The organism is Blautia caccae (genome assembly GCF_040095955.1).
Lineage (GTDB): Bacteria > Bacillota > Clostridia > Lachnospirales > Lachnospiraceae > Blautia > Blautia celeris.
The window spans coordinates 116,739-136,690 of the sequence record NZ_JBBMFP010000016.1 but is presented as its reverse complement, the minus strand read 5'-3'; the positions used below and the strand labels follow the sequence as shown (position 1 = coordinate 136,690).

Below are 19,952 nucleotides of genomic sequence, written 5' to 3'. Positions count from 1 at the left end.
GAATGGGACCTATAGGGCTCGAACCTATGACCCTCTGCTTGTAAGGCAGATGCTCTCCCAGCTGAGCTAAGATCCCAAGACTTTTATTTGATTGTATGCTGCTTGTACAGCAAATAGCGAGAGGGGGACTTGAACCCTCGACACTACGGGTATGAACCGTATGCTCTAGCCAGCTGAGCTATCTCGCCATCTGTTATCCTTCTGCTTTTGGCAAAAGAATGGGACCTATAGGGCTCGAACCTATGACCCTCTGCTTGTAAGGCAGATGCTCTCCCAGCTGAGCTAAGATCCCATTTATTTAGCAGTGTTTGCCATCGCTTGACTGCTTTGCTATTATAACCTTAAATTGTGTCAATTGTCAATACCTTTTTTCAAAATTTTACAAAAATCCTTATCATTCCGCCTTGCACTAAAAACGAACACAAGACAGCCTTGATTTTAGGGCCGGAATAAATATAAAGCTTACATAATTTATTTATTCCGGCCTCTATGAAATCATTACATGTTGTAAGTGTTTCTCTTATTTTCTGAAGGTTTCTGGCAATTAATAGGTAGCCTTTTACAGATTTCTGTATTTTCTGTGGTCCTCTTTTATCCTCTCCATCACTTCCGGCTCCGACGCCAGCTTATATCCCAGTCCGGCTATGATATACGCGCCGTCTCTCAGGACTTCTGCGGCTGCTTCTGTGTGGAGAAGTCTCTCAAATTCCCTGTCGTGGATCACGATGTCCTTCCGGCTGCCGGTAATGTCGATCATGGGATGGAACACGGGGATCTTAAGATTTACATTTCCCAGATCCGTGGAACCTCCGGGACCTTTTGATCTCACGGTCACTCTTTTGGTATCCGAAAACAGTTTCTGCATGATTTCGTCCATATAATCATTCCAGTAGATTTCCCCGTAGTCCGGATACCGCTGGCTCCACTCCACAGTCGTTCCTGCAGCCATGGCTGCGCCTTTTGCGCAGGTCTCTGAGATTCTGTTGAGCTTCCACAGATTTTCAATAGTGGCTGCCCTGTAATAATAATCCAGACACACCTCATCCGGGACAATATTAGGAGCTGCCCCTCCTTTTGCCACAATGCCGTGGAACTGGCAGTCCTTTGTGATATGCTGCCGCCACATATCCATGGCCTCCATAAAAAGACGGGCCGCGTTCAGGGCATTCAGCCCCTCCTCCGGACACGCGGAGGCATGGGCTGCTTTTCCGCGGAAGGTAAAGTATCTGTCATTGGAGGCCAGTACCTGAAAATAGGTGACATTCTCATTGTTGAGATGCACCATGGCCGCATACTGATAGCCGTCAAAGCCCCCGTTCTCTGTCATATAACATTTTCCGCCTACAAATTCCTCACCGGGCGTGCCGATCAGATCAATCCTCACCGGCAGGTCAGGATATGCCTCCCGCAGGGCAAGCGCTCCCAGTATACTGACGGCACAGCTATAGGAGTGTCCGCAGGCGTGCCCCACCTCAGGCAGGGCATCATATTCGCACAGAAATGCCGCCTTTGGCCCCTGAAACTCCTTCTTCTCTTTGTCCACAGCCAGGAACGAATGAGGCATCCCTGCATACGGCGTTGTTATCTCGTACCCCACTTCTTTGAGAAACTTCGTTATGTACGCGCAGGATTCCTTTTCCTCCCCGCTGATCTCCGGGTGTTCTGTCAGATAATCCGCCAGTGCCTTTACCTTATCAAAATATTTCCCTGCCTGATTCCGAATCGCTTCCTGTGTCATAGCCTTCTCCTTTTCCCCATGCAGGCCGGCGCACGGAAAATGAAACGATCCGCCCGCCGGCCCATGACAATCCTATAGCTGGACTGCTGCCGAAATCTCTTTATTTTTCAAAATCCTGGTACATTTTACTGGCCTCTACCCCTGTGTTATTCTGATATTTACCGCTCTTGTAAAGGTCATATTCCCCGTCAATATCGTGGTAATAAATCTGACACACCTCCACATTTGGATATATCTTCACCGGATGGATGCAGAATATCTCCAGCGTCCAATGGCCGGCAAAGCCAATATCCCCAAATCCCGCACTCACATGGATAAACAGGCCCAGCCTGCCCGTGGAGGAACGTCCTTCCAGCATGGGCACATAATAGTCCGTTCTGGTATATTCTTTCGTTCTGCCAAGGTACAGCTTGTTTGGTTCCAAAATAAGCCCCTCCTCCGGGATGATGAGCTCTTTGACCGGGTTTGGTTTCTTCATATCCAGAACCGGTGTGTCGTAGACTAAAAGCTCATTTGCAAGAGAGAGGTTGTAGCTGTTTGGATTGATCCGCTTTTCGTCAAACGGCTCGATAATGATCTCCCGGCCCATGTGCTTTTTGATTTCTTTTCCTGATAATATCATTGTTTTTGTCCTCCAATACTGATATTTATTGCCGCATTCATTCGATTGCATTCCGTATACTGTCTTGAGTATATCATTTCTGCAGTAAAAATGACAAGAGCATGAAAAAATGCTGTCTGATATTGTGTAAAATATCAGACAGCATATATATCACGTATCGTGTAACGATCAGGAATAAAACAGATTCGGCAGCCAAGTGGACAGCGCCGGACAGAAAATGATCAGCAGCAGTACAAGGAACATTGCAGGAAGATACTTGGCACACTCTTTTGTCACGGTGGACACCGGAAGTCCCGACACATCAGACATGACAAACAGGCATATGCCAAACGGCGGTGTAACAATTCCTGAAATCAGGGCAACCGTCATCATCACACCGAAATGTACCTGGTCCAGTCCCAGATTATTGATGATTGGCATAAAGATGGGTGTTATCAGCAAAATAGCAGCCGTGGTATCCATAAAACATCCCACAATGACCAATATGACGGCCAGCACAAGCAGCACAAATACCGGGCCTGCCGAATACAGAGGGGACAGCATATTCTGCAGTACGGTAGCCAGCCCTTCCTTCGTAATGATCCAGGTAAAAAATCCTGCGATGGCAATGATCAGCATAAAGGTCCCTGACGTCTCCACCGCGTCCTTCAGCGCCTGCATAAAGCTCCTGAATGTAAGTTCCTTATATACAATACCCAGAATGATCGAGTAATCAATAGCCACAATCGCGGCTTCTGTAGGCGTAAAAACACCTGTGGTAATACCGCCGATAATAATAACCGGTGACATAAGCGCCGGAACTGCTTTCAGCAGTTTGACGGGGATTTCTTTTGCCGGGATCTTGGTAACCGGCCAGTTTTTTCCTTCCTTTGTTGTCCTGGACTGGACAAAGATAGACACCATCAGAGCCAGTCCCATAATAATCCCGGGTATCAGGCCGCCTAAAAATAATTTTCCCGTTGAAATTCCCGCCGAAGCGCCAAGAACAACCATGGCAACCGATGGAGGGATCAGCGGCCCGATCACACTGGAGGAAGCGGTAATACCTGCTGAAAAAGATTTCTTATAGCCGGCTTTATCCATCATTTCCATCTCGATCGCGCCCAGTCCTCCGGTATCCCCCACCGCTGTTCCCGACATAGAGGCAAACATCATGCTTGCCACCACATTTGCATAGGCAAGCCCGCCTTTGAACCGTCCCACGATTGCCAGAGCTGCGTCAAACAGCCTGGTAGTCACTCCCGCAGAGTTCATCATACGGCCGGACAGCAAAAATGCCGGAAGCGCGATCAGCACATAGGAAAACAGAGGCGTTGTCATCGAATGGGGCAGGTTGACAATGGAAACGGAACCTCCCTGCATCAGAAGATATACCAGACCGGGCAGCCCCAAAGCGAAGGCTATGGGCATTCCGATAAACAGTAAGATCAAAAATGTGAGCAGCAGTATAGTTATGTTAAATCCCATTTTTTCTTCTCCTTTCTCAACCCGGTTCAGTTGTGTAAGTGCCTTTTACCATCTCGATCAGCTCCACAATGTAAACGCAGACCATATAGAAAGAGCTGAACAGTATGGGAATATAGTAAAGATTTTTCGGCAGATCCAGGTTGGTACTGGAGTGCCCCATCATTTTCGGCTGCAAGATAATGGCTCCAAAGAACATAACCGCCAAAAGCAGGATCATCAATACCCTCTGGCTTATCAACAGAATCTTGTTAGCCTTTGAAGACAGTTTGGTCGTCAGAAAATCCGCACTCACATGCTTCTTGTTCATAGCCGCCACACTGGCCCCGCAAAAAGCCAGGTAAATAAAGAGAAAGGTACATAATTCCTCCACCCAGTTAAGGGGACTGTTGAAGAATTTTCTGCAGATCACTCCCGCTGTCACGGAAATCATGATCGTCAGCATACAGACAACACCCATATACCACTGAACTGTACCGGCAATCTTTATAAATTTTTTCACAAACTTCAAAGCTTCCCACCTCCCAATTGATATACTGCCGCAGCAAGACAGGCCGCGGCAGTAAAATACGCATACATCTTTTATTATTTCGCAAGCGCTTTGATATCCTCAAAAAGTCCCTTTTTCCAGGCACCGCTCTCCTCCAGTTCAGCGGCTTTACCCGCAATCACATCTGACATTTCCTGAATTGCTTCGTCTGACGGTGTGGAGAAATTGGTTCCCTCAGATTCCATAGTCTCTTTATATTCCTCAGATACTTTTTTCACTTCATCTGTGTACCAGTCACCTGCATTCTGGGCTGCCTCTGTCAGCACTTTTTTCTGGGCGTCACTGAGCTCTCCATACAGATCATCATTCATATAAACCGCCGCATTATCGCGGATATGTTCTGTCAGAGTAACCTGTTTCGTGGGCTCATAAAACTTCATGGTATAGATAGAATCCAATGGGGACTCACACGCATCCACAACGCCCTGCTGAAGTGCGAGATATGTCTCGCCCCACGCTACCTGGGCAGTTCCCAGGCCCAGCGCAGTTGCGGATTCCATATAGGATTTGATATCCGGCACCCGCATCTTAAGGCCCTTTAAATCTCCCAGCGATGTGATCTCTTTTGCACAGGAGATAGATCTTGGGGATCTGAGCCAGTTGTTGGCAACTACCCTGATTCCCTGCTGGTCAATGAGCTGCTGCTCCATGTCTGCATTGATATCACTTTTCAGGAATTTTCTGTAGTGATCTTCGTCCTTAAAAAGGAAAAACATGGAGGTCACCTGGGCATCATCCACAAATGTGGAAAGCCAGGAACCGGCATCCACGAACATCTCCTGGGTTCCCAGGGATACTGCCTCCATCTGACTCGTCGCATCTCCAAGCTGCGCCGCCGGAGATACAGTGATGGTAATGGTTCCACCGGATTTTTCCTTCACTTCATCTGCCATTTTCTGCATGGCCAGCGTAACTGTATCCTCCGCTGCCTGGATTCCTCCGGCTGTAATATCGAAGGATTTATCCTGGCTGAAATCATAGGATTCCACATCCACATCCGCCTGCCCGCTGCCTCCTGACTCTTTCTCACTTTTCCCTTCCCCGCAGCCTGACAGCAATGTGCCAAATACAGCCATACTCAGACATATACAAACCAATTTTCTTTTCATTTGCTTCCCTCCATTTTGAAATTTCTCATGTATTTGGTTTACGGCCTTACCCTTGTCTGATTATCTGTTTCCACACCCCGCATAAAGCAGAAACCTTTTCCGAATTCACTCAGTTTACAGGTAATTAGCTTAAAATCATTGTACATGATTGCTAATTCCTTTACCATGACACCTCAGCATAAAAATATATTTGATTTTTGTGTTATCAGCATAATTACCGTTATGTCCTGTTGTTCTTGACAAAATAATGCAGATATTCCAGGAACTCCCGGTCAGCTACCTGCTGCATGGGATTCACACCCAGCAGCTCCCTTATCTTATTAAAGCGGAATACCAGTGTATTTTTATGTATATAAAGCTCCTTGCTGCTGGCATTGAAATTATAATTATTCTTCTGCAGGGATTCCACGACCTCCAGTATATTTTCCCTGCCCTTTTCATCTAAAAGCTGTTCGTACACCCCGTAAATATCCCGGTATTCCACCATGGCAATCAGGGATTTCATATACTCATTTACATGTTCGTAGAAATAGCTGATCTGTTCTTTCACACGGTCTCTCATCCAGATACAGTGCTGATATCCGATCCTGTATTTTTCAAAACGGTTCTGAAAAGTCCCTACAAGAAACTGGTAGTCCGCACCGACCATATCCAGATAATTTTTACAGGAGGCAATGGATTCTGCAATGATCTCCTTATACCGGCAGAGACTGGACGTATCCGGCTTAAAGCTTTTGAATATGATCACATTTTTGTCCTGTACCACCGATATGATATCCTGGCGGCTGTACAGTGCGCTTTCTTTTAATTTTCTCAAAACAGTGGGCATATCTGCCATCTCATCCAAAAAAAGAAGGACCGGCAGCCGTACACAGGATTCGTCCCACCCCAGTGTCTCTGCATCCTCCTTTAATTTCTCAATATCCGCAACCTCATTTGACAAAATGCCATATATAAATCTTTCCTTCATGCTCCTGCGCCTTGCGCTCAGCTCATGCTGCGACTCAAATTCATACATGGTCTCAATTGCGAATTTCATGACCTTGGCGATGTCACGCACCTCATCCGGCTCGCCGGTGACTCCTATAGCTCCTGTCCTCTTTCCCCTGTGCACAATGGGAAGCATGACTCCCGGCTTTACGCCCAGATATTTTCCTCCGTCAGGGACATCAATGATCTCTTCATCCCCATGAATGATCCAGTACGCCACCTCATGAAAATTGCCGATCCGCTCTGCGTCCTTGCTGGCTATAATCACCCCTTTTTCGTCCATAATATTAATATTGTATTCTGTGGACTCCCCCGCTTTTTTAATAAATTTTTCCGCCAAAAAATTATCCAGCAAACTGATTCCTCCATTCTCTCTGTTTCCATCCATTTTAAAAAGAGCGATACCCGCCCCGCCAAAAAGGTCCGGGGAAACGCCCCGAAATTTAACAGAATTCATTTGTATTTTATGATAACATTCCGAAAATATCTTGTCCAGAGTTAAAAGTGTGCTGGAATATTTTAACATGCTTTTGTGTTTTCACGACACAATTTCCTGCACTTTTTTTGTTTTCCTGTCCCATGGGAAACCTGATTCATTTATGCTATACTCAACAAAAATCAAGTACAAATATCCATCTACCCCGCAGTGGATAAGAGTAAAGGAGGACTTTATGACACCGAAAGAACGAATACTGGCTGCCCTGAAAGGACAGCCAACAGACACTCTGCCTTTCATTCCACGCCTGGATATCTGGTATAACGCAAATTCCAGAAACGGTACACTTCCTGCACCGTATCAGCATGCAACCCTGCGGGAAATGGTGGATGATCTTGGACTTGGCTATCACGCCATTATCCCTGATTTTAAAGATTTCACAGACCCGGAAGAAGGGGACCTGGATGTGGGACTCGGCATCTATCATCTGAAAAACCACCCTTACCGGATCAAGCTCCACAATGTAAAACGCACATATGAACGCAGCGGCGACGGTATTCTCAAAGTAAAATATGAGACTCCCAAAGGGGATATCACCACCACGGTAGTGCACAGCCAGGATATGAAAAAAAATGGTATTACCCTGTATGTTATAAAGGAACATGCCATTAAATCCATGGATGATTACCCTGCAATGAAATATATCTTTGACAACATGGAAGTCATCCCTGATTATGAAAATTATACACGCTTCCAGCAGGAGTTCATCCAGGACCGCGGTGTTGCCGTGGCACTGGCCGCCATGTGGGCATCTCCGGGGCATTATCTGATCAAAGAACTGATGGCATTTGATACTTATTATTATGAGCAGTATGATAATCCGGATGAAATGAACGAATTCATAGAACAGATCACACCGTTCTGCAGTAAATTATTCGATGCCGCGTTAAACAGCCCCGCGGAGATCATACTCTCAGGCGCCAACTACGATACTTCCTTTACTGCGCCCGCCATGTTTGAAGAATACATTATGCCCGCCTTGAAAGAACAGTCGGATATGGCACATACCCGGGGCAAATTCATCGCCACTCATACAGACGGAGAGAATACAGGCCTTATGGAGCTCTACTTAAAATCAGGATTTGATATTGCCGATTCTATCTGTCCGGCTCCTATGACTAAGATTTCCCTTGAGGATACCAGGCGAATGTTCGGGGATAAATGTACGGTCTGGGGCGGTATTCCGTCCATTTCCGTGCTGGAGGATTCCATGAATGACCTGACCTTTAAAAGGTACGTGGAAGAAAAATTCGAGAATCTCGGAAGAGGTGACCACCTTATTTTATCCATAGCCGATACGGTACCTCCCGCAGCCAAATTTGACAGAATCTTATACCTTCAGAAAAAGGCAGCGGAGTTCGGGCCGGTTCGATGAAAAGCAAAAAAACCGCAGGGTATATTTTTTCTATACCCTGCGATTTTTCTGATTATTTGAAATATTCCACCCCGGATTCAAAGATCCGGATGTCCTGCTCGCCATAGATATTCATGGCTACCCCGCACCCGCGGCGCTCACTGTGGGCCATCTTGCCCAGGATACGTCCGTCAGGGCTTGTGATACCCTCGATGGATGCATAGGAGCCGTTTACATTCCACTCTTCATCCATGGTCACATTGCCGTCCAGATCACAGTACTGGGTAGCTACCTGGCCGTTGGCGAAAAGTTTCTGCAGCCACTCATCACTTGCCACGAAACGTCCTTCTCCATGAGATGCCGGGTTCGTATATACATTGCCCAGCACAGCTTTCTGAAGCCATGGAGATTTGTTGGAAACCACTTTTGTATAAACCATCTTGGAAATGTGGCGTCCGATGGTGTTAAATGTCAGCGTCGGTGAATCTGCAGTCTGTCCGGTGATCTCACCGTTCGGAACCAGTCCCAGCTTAATAAGGGCCTGGAAACCGTTGCAGATACCAAGGGCAAGACCGTCTCTCTCATTTACCAGTCTCATAACCGCATCTTTGATCTTCGCATTCTGAAATGCAGTGGCGAAGAATTTTGCGGAACCGTCCGGCTCATCACCTGCGGAAAATCCGCCCGGGAACATGATGATCTGTGCCTGGTCAATGGATTTTTCAAAAGCGTCCACAGAGTCACGGATATCTGCTGCATCCAGGTTCTTAAACACTTTTGTGATAACTTTTGCACCGGCCCTCTCAAATGCCTTTGTACTGTCATATTCACAGTTGGTTCCCGGGAATACCGGTATAAATACAGTGGGCTGTGCAATCTTATGAGAGCAGATATGAATACTTTCGGCATTGTACAGGCCTCTGTCCTCATCTTTTGTAATATCGTCGGTCTCGGAACCGGAGCGTGTTTTGAAAACTTTCTCCAGCGGTGTTTTCCATGTTTCCAAAGCCTCTGCCATGGAAATCTTCACGTCTTTATATTCAATGGCCGCCTTGTCTGTCACTTCACCGATCAGAGTGTAAGTGATAGCCAGCTCGCCCACTTTCTCTGCTTTTACTTCGCAGATAATATCGCCGAAACCTGCGCTGAACAGGTCTCTCTCGTCCACATTGTGCTCAATCTTCACACCCATCTGGTTACCAAATGCCATTTTGCTCACAGCCGCAGCGATACCCTGACGGTCAATGGCATAAGCTGCCACAACACGTCCGGCCTGAATGTCCTCATGGAGTTTTGCGTACTGATCTTTCAGTGCCTCAAAATCAGGAAGGTCATACTCTGCTTTCGGCGCACGCAGCCACACCAGCTTATGTCCCGGGGATTTCAGTTCCGGTGTGATGACATCTCGTTGTTTTGCCACATCCACCGCAAAGGATACCAGTGTAGGAGGAACATCAATATCATTAAATGTTCCTGACATGGAATCCTTACCGCCAATAGAAGGAAGTCCGAATCCCAGCTGTGCAGCGTAAGCACCCAGCAGTGCGGCAAAAGGCTGGCTCCAACGGTGCGGGTCTTCTGTCATTCTGCGGAAATATTCCTGGAATGTGAAACGAATCTTGCTGTAATCACCGCCTGCAGCCACAATTCTGGCAACAGATTCCGTCACTGCATACACAGCTCCGTGGTATGGGCTCCAGCTTGACAGATACGGATCAAATCCATAGCTCATCATGGTGACAGTTTCTGTGCTGCCATTTAATACCGGAACTTTTGCAACCATTGTCTGTGTTTCGGTGAGCTGGTATTTTCCGCCGTAAGGCATGAATACACTGCCGGCTCCAATGGAACCGTCAAACATCTCCACCAGTCCTTTCTGAGAACAGGTGTTTAAGTCAGCCAGAGTATCCAGCCAGCGTTTTTTCACATCTGCGGACTCCTCTGCGCGATCCAGAATGTTTCCTTCTTTGCTTGGAACATCAACAAATACATCTGTTTCCTGATGGGCACCATTGGTATCCAGGAATGCTCTGGAGAGATCAACGATCGTTTTTCCTCTCCAGTTCATCACCAGACGCGGGCTTTCTGTGACAACAGCCACAGGAACAGCCTCCAGGTTCTCTTCTTTTGCATAAGCCAGGAACTGCTCTGCATCTTTCGGATCAACCACTACTGCCATACGCTCCTGAGACTCAGAGATACCAATCTCTGTTCCGTCAAGGCCGGCATATTTCTTCGGTACTTTATCCAGGTCGATCTGCAGTCCCGCTGCCAGCTCACCGATGGCAACAGATACACCGCCTGCACCAAAGTCGTTGCACTTCTTGATGATCTTACTTACTTCTTCTCTTCTGAACAGCCTCTGAATCTTTCTCTCCGTCGGCGCGTTTCCTTTCTGCACCTCAGCTCCGCAGGTCTCAATGGATTCTTCTGTGTGCACTTTTGATGAGCCTGTAGCACCGCCGCAGCCATCACGTCCGGTACGTCCGCCCAGCAGGATGATGATATCATTAGGGTCAGAATTCTCACGGATAACTGCACGTCTCGGAGCAGCGCCAAGTACGGCACCAATCTCCATACGTTTGGCAACATAATTCGGATGATATACTTCTTTTACATATCCGGTTGCAAGACCGATCTGGTTTCCGTAAGATGAATAGCCATGTGCTGCACTTCTGACCAGTTTTTTCTGAGGCAGTTTTCCTTTCATGGTATCTTTAACAGATACTGTCGGGTCTGCCGCACCGGTCACACGCATAGCCTGGTATACATAGGTACGTCCTGACAGCGGATCACGGATAGCACCGCCGAGGCACGTAGCCGCACCACCGAAGGGTTCGATCTCTGTCGGATGGTTGTGAGTCTCATTTTTGAAGTTGATCAGCCATTCCTCTTCTTTGCCGTCCACATCAACAGGAACAACAATACTGCAGGCGTTGATCTCATCGGACTCTTCCTGATCCTCCAGCTTGCCTTCTGCTTTTAATTTTTTCATAGCCATCAAAGCCAGGTCCATAAGGCATACGAACTTATCGTCTCTGTCTTTGTAGATCACCTGACGGTCAGCCAGGTATTTCTCGTAAGTTTTTACGAGAGGCTCTTTGTAATCGCCCTCACCGAATTCCACGTTCTTCAGCTCTGTGGAGAAGGTAGTGTGGCGGCAGTGATCTGACCAGTAGGTATCCAGTACACGGATTTCTGTCATGGACGGATCACGTTCCTCTTCATTTATAAAATAGTTCTGGATGTGCTGGAAATCCTTGAATGTCATGGCAAGATTCAGGGATGCATACAGCTCTTTCAGCTCTGCCTCAGGCATCTGGCGGAATCCCTCAAAAATCTTTACATCTGCAGGGTCTTCAAAGTTTGTAACCAGTGTTTCCGGTTTTGCTGCCTCTGCTTCCCTGGAATCCACCGGGTTGATACAGTGTTCTTTAACAGCCTCAAACTCCCCGTCAGTAATATTTCCTTCAATAACATAGGTGGTGGCGGAGCGGATAATAGGCTCCTCGTCTGCCTTTAAGAACTGTATACACTGTACAGCGGAATCTGCTCTCTGGTCAAACTGTCCCGGAAGGAACTCTACGGAAAATACTCTGTCCCCTTCCTTCATCTCAAAGGTTTCCTGATATAATACATCCACCGGAGGTTCGGAAAATACACAGTTACATGCTTTCTCAAATGCCTCATCGGAAATATTTTCTACGTCGTAGCGAATCAGAACGCGGACTCCCGCCACATCCTTAATACCCAGATACGTACTGATCTCATGGGCAAGCTCCTTTGCCTGTACGGCAAATGCCGGCTTCTTCTCTACATAGACACGTCTTACACTGCTCATGTTGGCTCCTTTCTGCCTTTTTCTTCGGCACACCAAAACCTGCATTGCGGTTTCTTATGAATTGTGTTATTCAGCACCAGCCAGGAATTATACTCCTCTCCGGCCGCTTTCTTACTTATCATAACATGGATTACTTCATTAATAAAATTAATATATCTTATATTTTTTATAATTACTACTAATATGCAAACTCGTTTTTTAATTTATTTTTTTCATTTTATAATTCCAGAAAATTGTTCCCGCAGCCAAGAACAGGAAGAGTACGGGAGGGGGTCTGGGGAGCCATATGCCTGCGGGCGATGTCTAGTGGAGCGCCGCGGAGATCCACCTGCCCCAGTTACTTAATGAAGAGGCCACTGCCGATGAATTTAGTAACTGGGAGCAGGTTAGCTCCGTGGCAGCGAAACGCTTCGCCCGCAGGCATATGGCTCCCCGGACCCCCTCCCGTACTCTTCCGTCCGCATGCCGCCCACATGCCCCCCATCTTCCGGTTTTCTCACAAAACCAGTTGACTTGCCCCTCCCCCTTTGCTAAACTCAAGTAAGTTACCAACATTTACTAAGGAGATTCAAACATGAAACTGACCGCAAAACACACGATCTACGGCTGCTACCTGGGCTATATCACCCAGGCGATCGTCAACAACCTGCCGCCGCTTTTATTCCTCACCTTTCACAACCAGTTCGGCATCTCTCTTGAGAAGATCAGCCTGCTGATCACCGTAAACTTCTGTATCCAGATACTCATAGATTTTCTGGCACCGGGAATCATAAAAAAGGTGGGATACCGTTCTGTGGGGATCACGTCCTTTCTGGTCACCACCCTGGGACTTACAGGATTTACCTGGCTTCCCTTTGTTCTGCCCAATGCCTATGTGGGTATCCTCATCTGTATGGCATTCAATGCCATCGGCGGCGGAATCCTGGAAGTTATCGTAAGTCCTATTGTGGAGGCCTGCCCAAGTGAGAATAAAGAATCCGCCATGAGCCTTTTACACTCCTTCTACTGCTGGGGGCATATGGGTGTGGTGATTCTATCCACCCTGTTCTTTGTTGTGATCGGCATTGATTCCTGGCGGTACCTTCCGGCTCTGTGGGCACTGGTTCCGCTGTTCACCTGCCTGATGTTTTTCAAAATCCCTATCTACAGCATCGAGGGGGATGACGAGGAGACGAAGATTCCCGGAGGCATCTTCAAAAGCGGTATCTTCTGGGTTCTTTTTCTGCTGATGATCTGCGCCGGTGCATCGGAACAGGCAGTGAGCCAGTGGTCTTCCCTGTTTGCAGAGGACGGCCTTGGTGTGAGCAAAACCGTGGGTGACCTTCTCGGCCCCTGCGCCTTTGCATTTTTCATGGGACTTTCCAGGCTTCTGTATGGTATCAAGGGCGATAAGCTGAATATCCGTCACGGCCTGCTTGGAACCAGTGCTCTATGTATTGTGGGGTATCTCATTACCAGTTTGTCCCCCCTTCCGCTTCTGTCTCTGGCAGGATGCGCGCTGTGCGGTTTCTCTGTGGGTCTGATGTGGCCCGGAATTTTCTCTCTGGGAGCCGTGCTGTGCCGGGGCGGCGGTACCATGATGTACGCCATGTTTGCCCTTGCCGGTGATGTAGGATGCTCTGCGGGCCCTTCAGTTGTGGGATTTGTCACAGATGCAGTGGGTTCCATGAAGACAGGAATTCTGGCTGCTCTCATATTCCCGGCTGTTTTGTTCCTTGTCATGCTTGGACTGCAGAAGAACTCTGCAAAGGAAAAGGCAGCGGATACTTCCGCTCCAAACTTAAGAAGCCAGGAATAGCCCCGGCAACGGGATATCTTCAAAAAGCCAGGAATAGGCCCGGTAATGAAGGATTTTCAGGAAGCCGGGTATAAACCCGGTAACGGAGGATTTTTATGGATATCAGCTTTGAACTCTATAAAGTATTTTATCACGTGGCTTCCACACTGAGTTTTTCGGAGGCCTCAAGGCAGCTTTTTATCTCACAATCGGCTGTGAGCCAGTCTGTAAAATCCCTGGAACAGAAGCTGGGCCACCCCCTCTTTGTCCGAAACACCAAAAAAGTGGAGCTGACACCAGAGGGGGAAACTCTTTTCCGCCATGTACAGCCGGCAGTCTCTCTGCTTCTTCAGGGTGAGAACCAGCTCATGCACACAGCTTCCGCGGAGGCGCCTCTGCGGATCGGTGCCAGCGACACCATCTGCAGATATTTTCTGGTGCCGTATCTGCGGCGTTTCCACCAGGAATTCCCGGATATCCATATCAAGGTCACCAATGCCACTTCCATCGGATGCGTGGAACTGCTGGAAAACAGACAGGTGGACTTCATTGTCTGCAACTATCCCAATTCAAGGCTCAGGATAAAAGAGCACTACAAGACAATTCTGACTTTCCGGGATGTCTTTGCCGCCAATAAGCATTACTTTGATTTTACGGATCAAAAGCTCTCCCTGACTGAGCTGCACCGGTATCCCCTCCTTATGCTCAGCAAGAAAAGCACCACCAGTGAATTCCTGCACAGCCTGTTCCTGCAGAAAGGCCTGAACCTGACGCCTGAGGTGGAGCTGTCCAGTAATGACCTGCTTCTGGACCTGGCATACATTGGCCTTGGGATTGCCTTTGTCCCGGATTTCGTCCTGGAACAGAGGAAAAAGGGCCTGTACCGGCTTGAAATAAAAGAAGAGCTGCCCGAAAGACACCTGGTTCTGGCTTACACCGAACAGCAGAGTACCTCCGCGGCAGCAAATGAATTTCTGAAATATTTTGACGGCACCTGACTTTTTCGTCTCACAAGACAGAATCTATCAATAACTTTGTATATTCCTCTTTCGGATGCATGATCACCTCATCCGGAGTCCCTTCCTCCACGATCATGCCCTGATACATCACCAGCACATAGTCACAGAAATTCTGTACCAGCGCCAGGTCATGGCAGATCAGCAGGATGGAAAGCCCCATCTCCTTTTTCAGCTTTTGGAGCAGCCCTATGATCTGGGACTGCACCGTCACATCAAGGGCACTGGTTGCCTCATCGCAGATGAGCAGACCCGGTTCTACTGCCAGTGCCCTTGCAATGGCTGCCCTCTGGCATTGGCCGCCGCTGACCTCATGGGGAAAGCGGGCTGCATATGTCTCCTCCAGCTCCACCATGGAAAGCAGCTCTTTCATCTTCTCTTTGGCATCTTTTCTCTTCATCCCGTAATTGATCATGCCTTCCATGATACCGTCACCCAGACTGCACCTGGGGTCAAAAGAATCCTGGGGTGTCTGGAATACCATCTGCACATTTTTATACAATTCCCTCCGTTGTTTTCTTCCGGCTCCCACCATCTCCTGTCCATACAGAAGAACACTTCCCGCGTCCGGTTTTGTAAGATGCGTGATCATTCTGGCTGTTGTGCTTTTTCCGCAGCCGCTCTCACCCACGATTCCCACACAGGAACCTTCGCTTACCGAAAAACTCACGCCATTCACAGCCGGATATGCCTTTTTTGCCTTATAAAATGTCTTTTTCAGGTCTTTTACTTCCAGTATTTTTCCCATGCCTTAACCTCTGTGAATCCGCAGTACCGCATTGATCAATCTGCGGGTATACTCTTTTTGGGGATGGTGCATCACTGCATCTGTATCCCCATACTCCACCAGTCTGCCCTGATACATGACAGCCACTTTATCTGCCATGTATTCCACAACGCCGATGTTATGGGTGACGATAGCAATCGTTGTACCGAATAGTTCCCTCATCTTCATCATTTCCCGCACCACCTGTGCCTGGACGGTCACATCCAGGGCACTGGTGGGCTCATCTGCAAAGAGAAGGTCCGGATGCAGGATCATGGCCATCATGATGCCCACCCTCTGGTTCATGCCTCCCGACAGTTCAAAAGGATAGCTGTTTAAGATCCTCTCCCCGTCAGCAAGCTTCATCTTATCAAACAAGTCCATGGCCCGTTCTTTGATCTCCTGCCTGGATACTTTCTCGTGCTGAAGAACTGCCTCGTAAAGCTGGTCTCCTATGGTGCGTATGGGACAAAGGGACGCACCTGTGTTCTGGAAAACCATTCCCATCTGAGGTCCCCGCAGTTTACGCAATTCTTCCCCTTTAAGCCCCGTAACATTTTTATCCTTATACCGGATGCTGCCGCCTGTCACTGCCCCGTCGCTGCCCAGAAGCCCCATAGCAGCTCTGATCAGTGTGCTTTTCCCGCTGCCGCTCTCCCCTACGATCCCCAGGATCTGCCCCGGCAACAGGGTCAGGCTGACATCCTCCAGAACAGGTTTTCCCGTATAACACACCTGCAGATGTTCCACAGATAAAATCGGCTGTCCCATATTTCCAGTCCTTTCTTTTGTACTGTTCACGGCAGCGATTCCGCAGGTAAGCGCACTTACTGCGCTGCCCCAACAGCCGCCGTTTAATTTTTATCCAAATCTACTGTGATCTCATAATAATCACAGGGATGCGCTTCCAGGCCTGTGACACCTTCGCCGGATACGATTGACATTTTCAGATGGGAAGCGAAAATAAACGCATTGTCATCCAGGATGGTCTGCGTCATCTGTGTTGCCAGCTCTGCGCGTTTCTCTGTGTCAAACGCAGACTTCATTTCCTCTTCCAATGCCTGCAGCTTGTCGCTGTGGTAACCGCCGCGGTTTTTGGAGGATTCATCCAGGCAGTGTGTGGTAAAGAAATATTCCGGGTCTCCTGTGGGCGCACAGACGAACGCTCCCGCATAAATATCCCACTCCCCTTTGTCCAGAAAGCTCTGGAAATCCGCGGAACAGTTTACGTCCACTTTGATCCCCACCTCTTTCATGGTGGCCTGCACAGATTCTGCCAGCAGCGGAAGTTCCTGACGGCTTGGATATGTCACCCAGCGGATGGTGAGATTCTCCCCGTTTTTGTCCACATATCCGTCTCCGTCGCTGTCCTTCCAGCCGGCCTCTTCCAGCAATTTTCTTGCTTCCTCCGGATTGTATTTCGGCGCTGTCACGGTGTCATCGCCAAAGGCAAAGTTTGCCGGGAAGGGGCCTTCTGCAGCAGTTCCGTTTCCGTCAAGAAGCGTTTTCGTGAAATTTTCCTTGTCAATGGACATGGCAATGGCTTTTCTTACCTTTTCATCCTGAAGTGCCGGCGTGTCATAATTCATCTGTCCGAAAAAGGAACGGGACGTCTCCACAGAGGAAATGGTGTAGGGCTTCTCTGCAAACAGCGGCAGACTGGCATAGGGAAGGCCGTAGGCAGCGTCAAGTTCGCCTGACTGCATGGCCATGGTCATGGTATCCCCGTCAGAAATGGTCTTCACATGGATGGTATCCAGCTTCGGCTCCCCATCCCAGTAGTTCTCATTTTTCACTAAGGTAAGCCCTGTATCTGTTTTGACCTCTGTAGCAATATAAGGACCGGTACCAGCAATATTTCCATCCTCTGATACACCGGCCTCCATATCCACTATACAGCCGTACGGGTCTGACAGATAATTGATCAGTGCCGGGACAGGTTCCTCTGTGGTGATGGTCAGAATCTGTCCGTCTGCGGAAATCTCCTTGATCTTCAGATCTCCCTTTGCTCTTTCATGGACGCTCACCAGGTCATCCATGCATTCTTTCGCCGCCTGCGCATCCAGCCTGCGTCCGCTGGAAAATGTCACATTGTCCCGCAGGGTGATCTTCCAGGTATTTTCATCTGTCATTTCATATTCCGCGGCAAGCCATGGTTCCAGTTCCATTTTATCGGAATATTTGAATAAAGTCTCTCCGATGCCATAGCGGATACACGCCCATCCGGAATAGCCGTTGTGGGGATTGACATCCGATTCATCATTCTCCGCATTGAATGTGGTATCCCCGTAATAAAAGACCTTCTCCCCTGCTGAGGCATTATCTTCTGTCTTCGTATCTGTGCTGCCGCCTCCGCAGCCGGATAAAAGCCCTGCCGCCAGACAGAGCGGCAGAAGTACAGCACCGGCTTTCTTATGAAACAGTCTCTTTTTACGCATTTTCAGTCTCCTTTTCTCTTCTGTCTCTTATTTCTGCGCGGGTCCATCACGTCCCGCACCGTATCGCCTAACAAATTAAATAACATGACCGTGAAAAATATTGCAAAGCCCGGTGCAAGGATCACCCACGGGGACGTCTGGAGCATGCTTCTTCCGCTGCTCATCATGGATCCCCACTCTGCGATCGGAGGAACTGCCCCTAGTCCCAAAAAGGACAGGCCGGCGATCTCCATCATCATAGTGCCTATATCCAGGACACCGGTGACCAGAACAGGCCCCGCAATATTGGGCAGCATATGTTTTCTGATGATCTTCCATGTCCCGGAGCCGGACAGCCGGGCTGCCGCAATGAACGGCGCCTCCTTCATGGCCATCACCTGGCTCCTGGCGATCCTTGCATACTTCGGCCAGGATATACAGGCCAGAGCTACAACTGCATTGATGATGCCTCCTCCTGTGACACCGGCGACGGCAATGGCAAAGACCATGCCCGGAAATGCCAGGAAGACATCTGATATCCTCATGAGCACCGTATCTGTTTTTCCGCCGTTATAACCGCAGAACACCCCGATCATGGTTCCCACTGTCATAATGATCAGCACCAGCAGCAGGGAGGAAAATATGGTGGTCTGCCCTCCCATGATCACCCGGGAAAGCATGTCTCTTCCATACCGGTCTGTTCCCAGCAGGTGCGCACCGCCGGGCGGCAGAAGTGCATGCTCCAGGTCCTGGGCATAGGGGTCATAGGGAACGATATGATCAGCAAAAACCGCGGCCAGAAGCAGCAGTCCCACCAGGATGGACAAAATAATACATTTCAGCTTTGTATAGTCTCTCTTCATCCTCCTGCCTCCTCCTGTCCCATACGGATTCTCGGGTCCAGACAGCAGTAAATGATATCTGTGACAAGATTCACAAGTACATAGATGACAGCCATCCAGATAACATACGCCTGAATGACCGGATAATCACGCATGGTTATGGCGTCAACAGCCATTTTTCCCACGCCGTCCCACATAAATATGGACTCCACAATGGCTGTCCCCCCAAGCAGGGAACCAATGGACAAGGCCAGAAGCGTCACTATGGTCAGCATGGATGCCTTCAGGACACTGAAATAGAGGATTCTGTTTTCCCGCACCCCCCGTGCCCGTGCGCCCTGCACATACTCTTTATTCAATTCCTCCAGCACTGTGGCCCGGACCTGCCTGGTGTATTTTGCTGCCATTGCAAGTGCCAGGGTAAACGTGGGCAGAATGATGCTCTTCCACCCCCGGGCATTCCCCATAACAGGAAACCAGCCGAGTTTCAGGGAAAAGAAGTATATGAGCAGCAGAGACACAAAAAAATTCGGCAGGGAATTCCCGATAAAACTCAGAAACCGGATGAGATAATCCCAAAAACGGTTTTGTTTTACAGCCGACAGGATTCCGCAGGGAATAGAGATCAGCACAGTCAGTAAAAGAGAAGTAACTGCCAGTGCAATGGTAGCCGGAAGCTTGGATACAAAGGTAGTAAACACCGGCTGTCCCGACACAAAGGATTTCCCCATGTCACCGGTGAGCACGCCTTTCAGCCATACAACATACTGTTCCGGCAGCGGCTTGTCCAGTCCCAGCTCTTCCCTGGCTGCCGCTTTCTCCGCCTCAGACATGGCTCCTCCCGTGTTCTGCTCCATCACATCCACTGCGTCCATGGCAGAGGCCTGCATCAGAATAAAGGACAGCAGTGTGATTCCTATCAGAATGGGAATCAGCTGCAGAAGCCTTTTTACGATATACTTTTTCATCT

General features: G+C 48.6%; 15 protein-coding genes and 3 tRNA genes. 3 read left to right on the top strand and 15 right to left on the bottom strand.

Annotated elements, in window-relative coordinates:
• Window positions 1–3 precede the first annotated feature (3 nt).
• The 9 genes from WMO65_RS17415 to WMO65_RS17375 all read right to left on the bottom strand — a co-directional run bounded on the left by WMO65_RS17415 (window position 4) and on the right by WMO65_RS17375 (window position 6,828).
• Window positions 4–76 (bottom strand) — tRNA-Val (locus WMO65_RS17415).
• Window positions 77–114: 38 nt separating this feature from the next.
• Window positions 115–188 (bottom strand) — tRNA-Met (locus tag WMO65_RS17410).
• Between the two features lie 31 nt (window positions 189–219).
• Window positions 220–292 (bottom strand) — tRNA-Val (locus WMO65_RS17405).
• 267 nt (window positions 293–559) lie between these two features.
• Window positions 560–1,738 carry a M20/M25/M40 family metallo-hydrolase gene (locus WMO65_RS17400; RefSeq protein WP_148392110.1) on the bottom strand — a complete coding sequence of 393 codons (1,179 nt, stop codon included), beginning with the start codon at window positions 1,736–1,738 and terminating at the stop codon, window positions 560–562.
• A 100-nt stretch (window positions 1,739–1,838) separates the two neighbouring features.
• Complete coding sequence (gene dcd, locus WMO65_RS17395) at window positions 1,839–2,360, bottom strand: dCTP deaminase (RefSeq protein WP_033142491.1); 522 nt, start codon at window positions 2,358–2,360, stop codon at window positions 1,839–1,841.
• Between the two features lie 168 nt (window positions 2,361–2,528).
• Window positions 2,529–3,827 carry a TRAP transporter large permease gene (locus WMO65_RS17390; RefSeq protein WP_227211027.1) on the bottom strand — a complete coding sequence of 433 codons (1,299 nt, stop codon included), beginning with the start codon at window positions 3,825–3,827 and terminating at the stop codon, window positions 2,529–2,531.
• Window positions 3,828–3,843: 16 nt separating this feature from the next.
• Window positions 3,844–4,326, bottom strand: a complete 483-nt coding sequence (locus tag WMO65_RS17385; RefSeq protein ID WP_227211029.1) for a TRAP transporter small permease — start codon at window positions 4,324–4,326, stop codon at window positions 3,844–3,846.
• A gap of 83 nt (window positions 4,327–4,409) precedes the next feature.
• Entirely contained in the window at window positions 4,410–5,483 is a 1,074-nt protein-coding gene (locus WMO65_RS17380; protein WP_148392107.1) for a TRAP transporter substrate-binding protein, read from the bottom strand.
• A 220-nt stretch (window positions 5,484–5,703) separates the two neighbouring features.
• Window positions 5,704–6,828 carry a CdaR family transcriptional regulator gene (locus tag WMO65_RS17375; RefSeq protein WP_187370565.1) on the bottom strand — a complete coding sequence of 375 codons (1,125 nt, stop codon included), beginning with the start codon at window positions 6,826–6,828 and terminating at the stop codon, window positions 5,704–5,706.
• 316 nt (window positions 6,829–7,144) lie between these two features.
• On the opposite strand from WMO65_RS17375, the gene WMO65_RS17370 reads away from it, so the two are divergent.
• Window positions 7,145–8,344 (top strand): uroporphyrinogen decarboxylase family protein, encoded by a 1,200-nt coding sequence (locus WMO65_RS17370; protein WP_349064566.1) that lies wholly within the window; start codon window positions 7,145–7,147, stop codon window positions 8,342–8,344.
• Between the two features lie 52 nt (window positions 8,345–8,396).
• On the opposite strand, the gene WMO65_RS17365 is transcribed toward WMO65_RS17370, so the two are convergent.
• Window positions 8,397–12,164: a phosphoribosylformylglycinamidine synthase gene (locus WMO65_RS17365; RefSeq protein ID WP_148392104.1), complete on the bottom strand. Its 3,768-nt coding sequence runs from the start codon at window positions 12,162–12,164 to the stop codon at window positions 8,397–8,399.
• Window positions 12,165–12,738: 574 nt separating this feature from the next.
• On the opposite strand from WMO65_RS17365, the gene WMO65_RS17360 reads away from it, so the two are divergent.
• Both WMO65_RS17360 and WMO65_RS17355 read left to right on the top strand, forming a co-directional pair.
• Window positions 12,739–13,962 carry an MFS transporter gene (locus WMO65_RS17360; protein ID WP_033142494.1) on the top strand — a complete coding sequence of 408 codons (1,224 nt, stop codon included), beginning with the start codon at window positions 12,739–12,741 and terminating at the stop codon, window positions 13,960–13,962.
• 95 nt (window positions 13,963–14,057) lie between these two features.
• Window positions 14,058–14,939 carry a LysR family transcriptional regulator gene (locus WMO65_RS17355; RefSeq protein ID WP_103731774.1) on the top strand — a complete coding sequence of 294 codons (882 nt, stop codon included), beginning with the start codon at window positions 14,058–14,060 and terminating at the stop codon, window positions 14,937–14,939.
• Window positions 14,940–14,949: 10 nt separating this feature from the next.
• On the opposite strand, the gene WMO65_RS17350 is transcribed toward WMO65_RS17355, so the two are convergent.
• Genes WMO65_RS17350 through nikB form a run of 5 tightly spaced genes read right to left on the bottom strand, consistent with a single transcriptional unit; the run spans window position 14,950 to window position 19,950 of the window.
• The gene (locus tag WMO65_RS17350) at window positions 14,950–15,705 is read right to left on the bottom strand and encodes an ABC transporter ATP-binding protein (protein ID WP_033142496.1); all 756 of its coding nucleotides are present in this window, start codon (window positions 15,703–15,705) and stop codon (window positions 14,950–14,952) included.
• Between the two features lie 3 nt (window positions 15,706–15,708).
• The gene (locus WMO65_RS17345; protein WP_330641565.1) at window positions 15,709–16,524 is read right to left on the bottom strand and encodes an ABC transporter ATP-binding protein; all 816 of its coding nucleotides are present in this window, start codon (window positions 16,522–16,524) and stop codon (window positions 15,709–15,711) included.
• A 53-nt stretch (window positions 16,525–16,577) separates the two neighbouring features.
• Window positions 16,578–18,161, bottom strand: a complete 1,584-nt coding sequence (locus WMO65_RS17340) for an ABC transporter substrate-binding protein (RefSeq protein ID WP_148392103.1) — start codon at window positions 18,159–18,161, stop codon at window positions 16,578–16,580.
• A gap of 2 nt (window positions 18,162–18,163) precedes the next feature.
• Window positions 18,164–19,003 carry a nickel transporter permease gene (gene nikC, locus WMO65_RS17335; protein WP_118594125.1) on the bottom strand — a complete coding sequence of 280 codons (840 nt, stop codon included), beginning with the start codon at window positions 19,001–19,003 and terminating at the stop codon, window positions 18,164–18,166.
• Entirely contained in the window at window positions 19,000–19,950 is a 951-nt protein-coding gene (gene nikB, locus WMO65_RS17330) for a nickel ABC transporter permease (protein ID WP_033142499.1), read from the bottom strand. Before nikB ends, nikC begins: the two co-directional genes overlap by 4 nt.
• Window positions 19,951–19,952 lie beyond the last annotated feature (2 nt).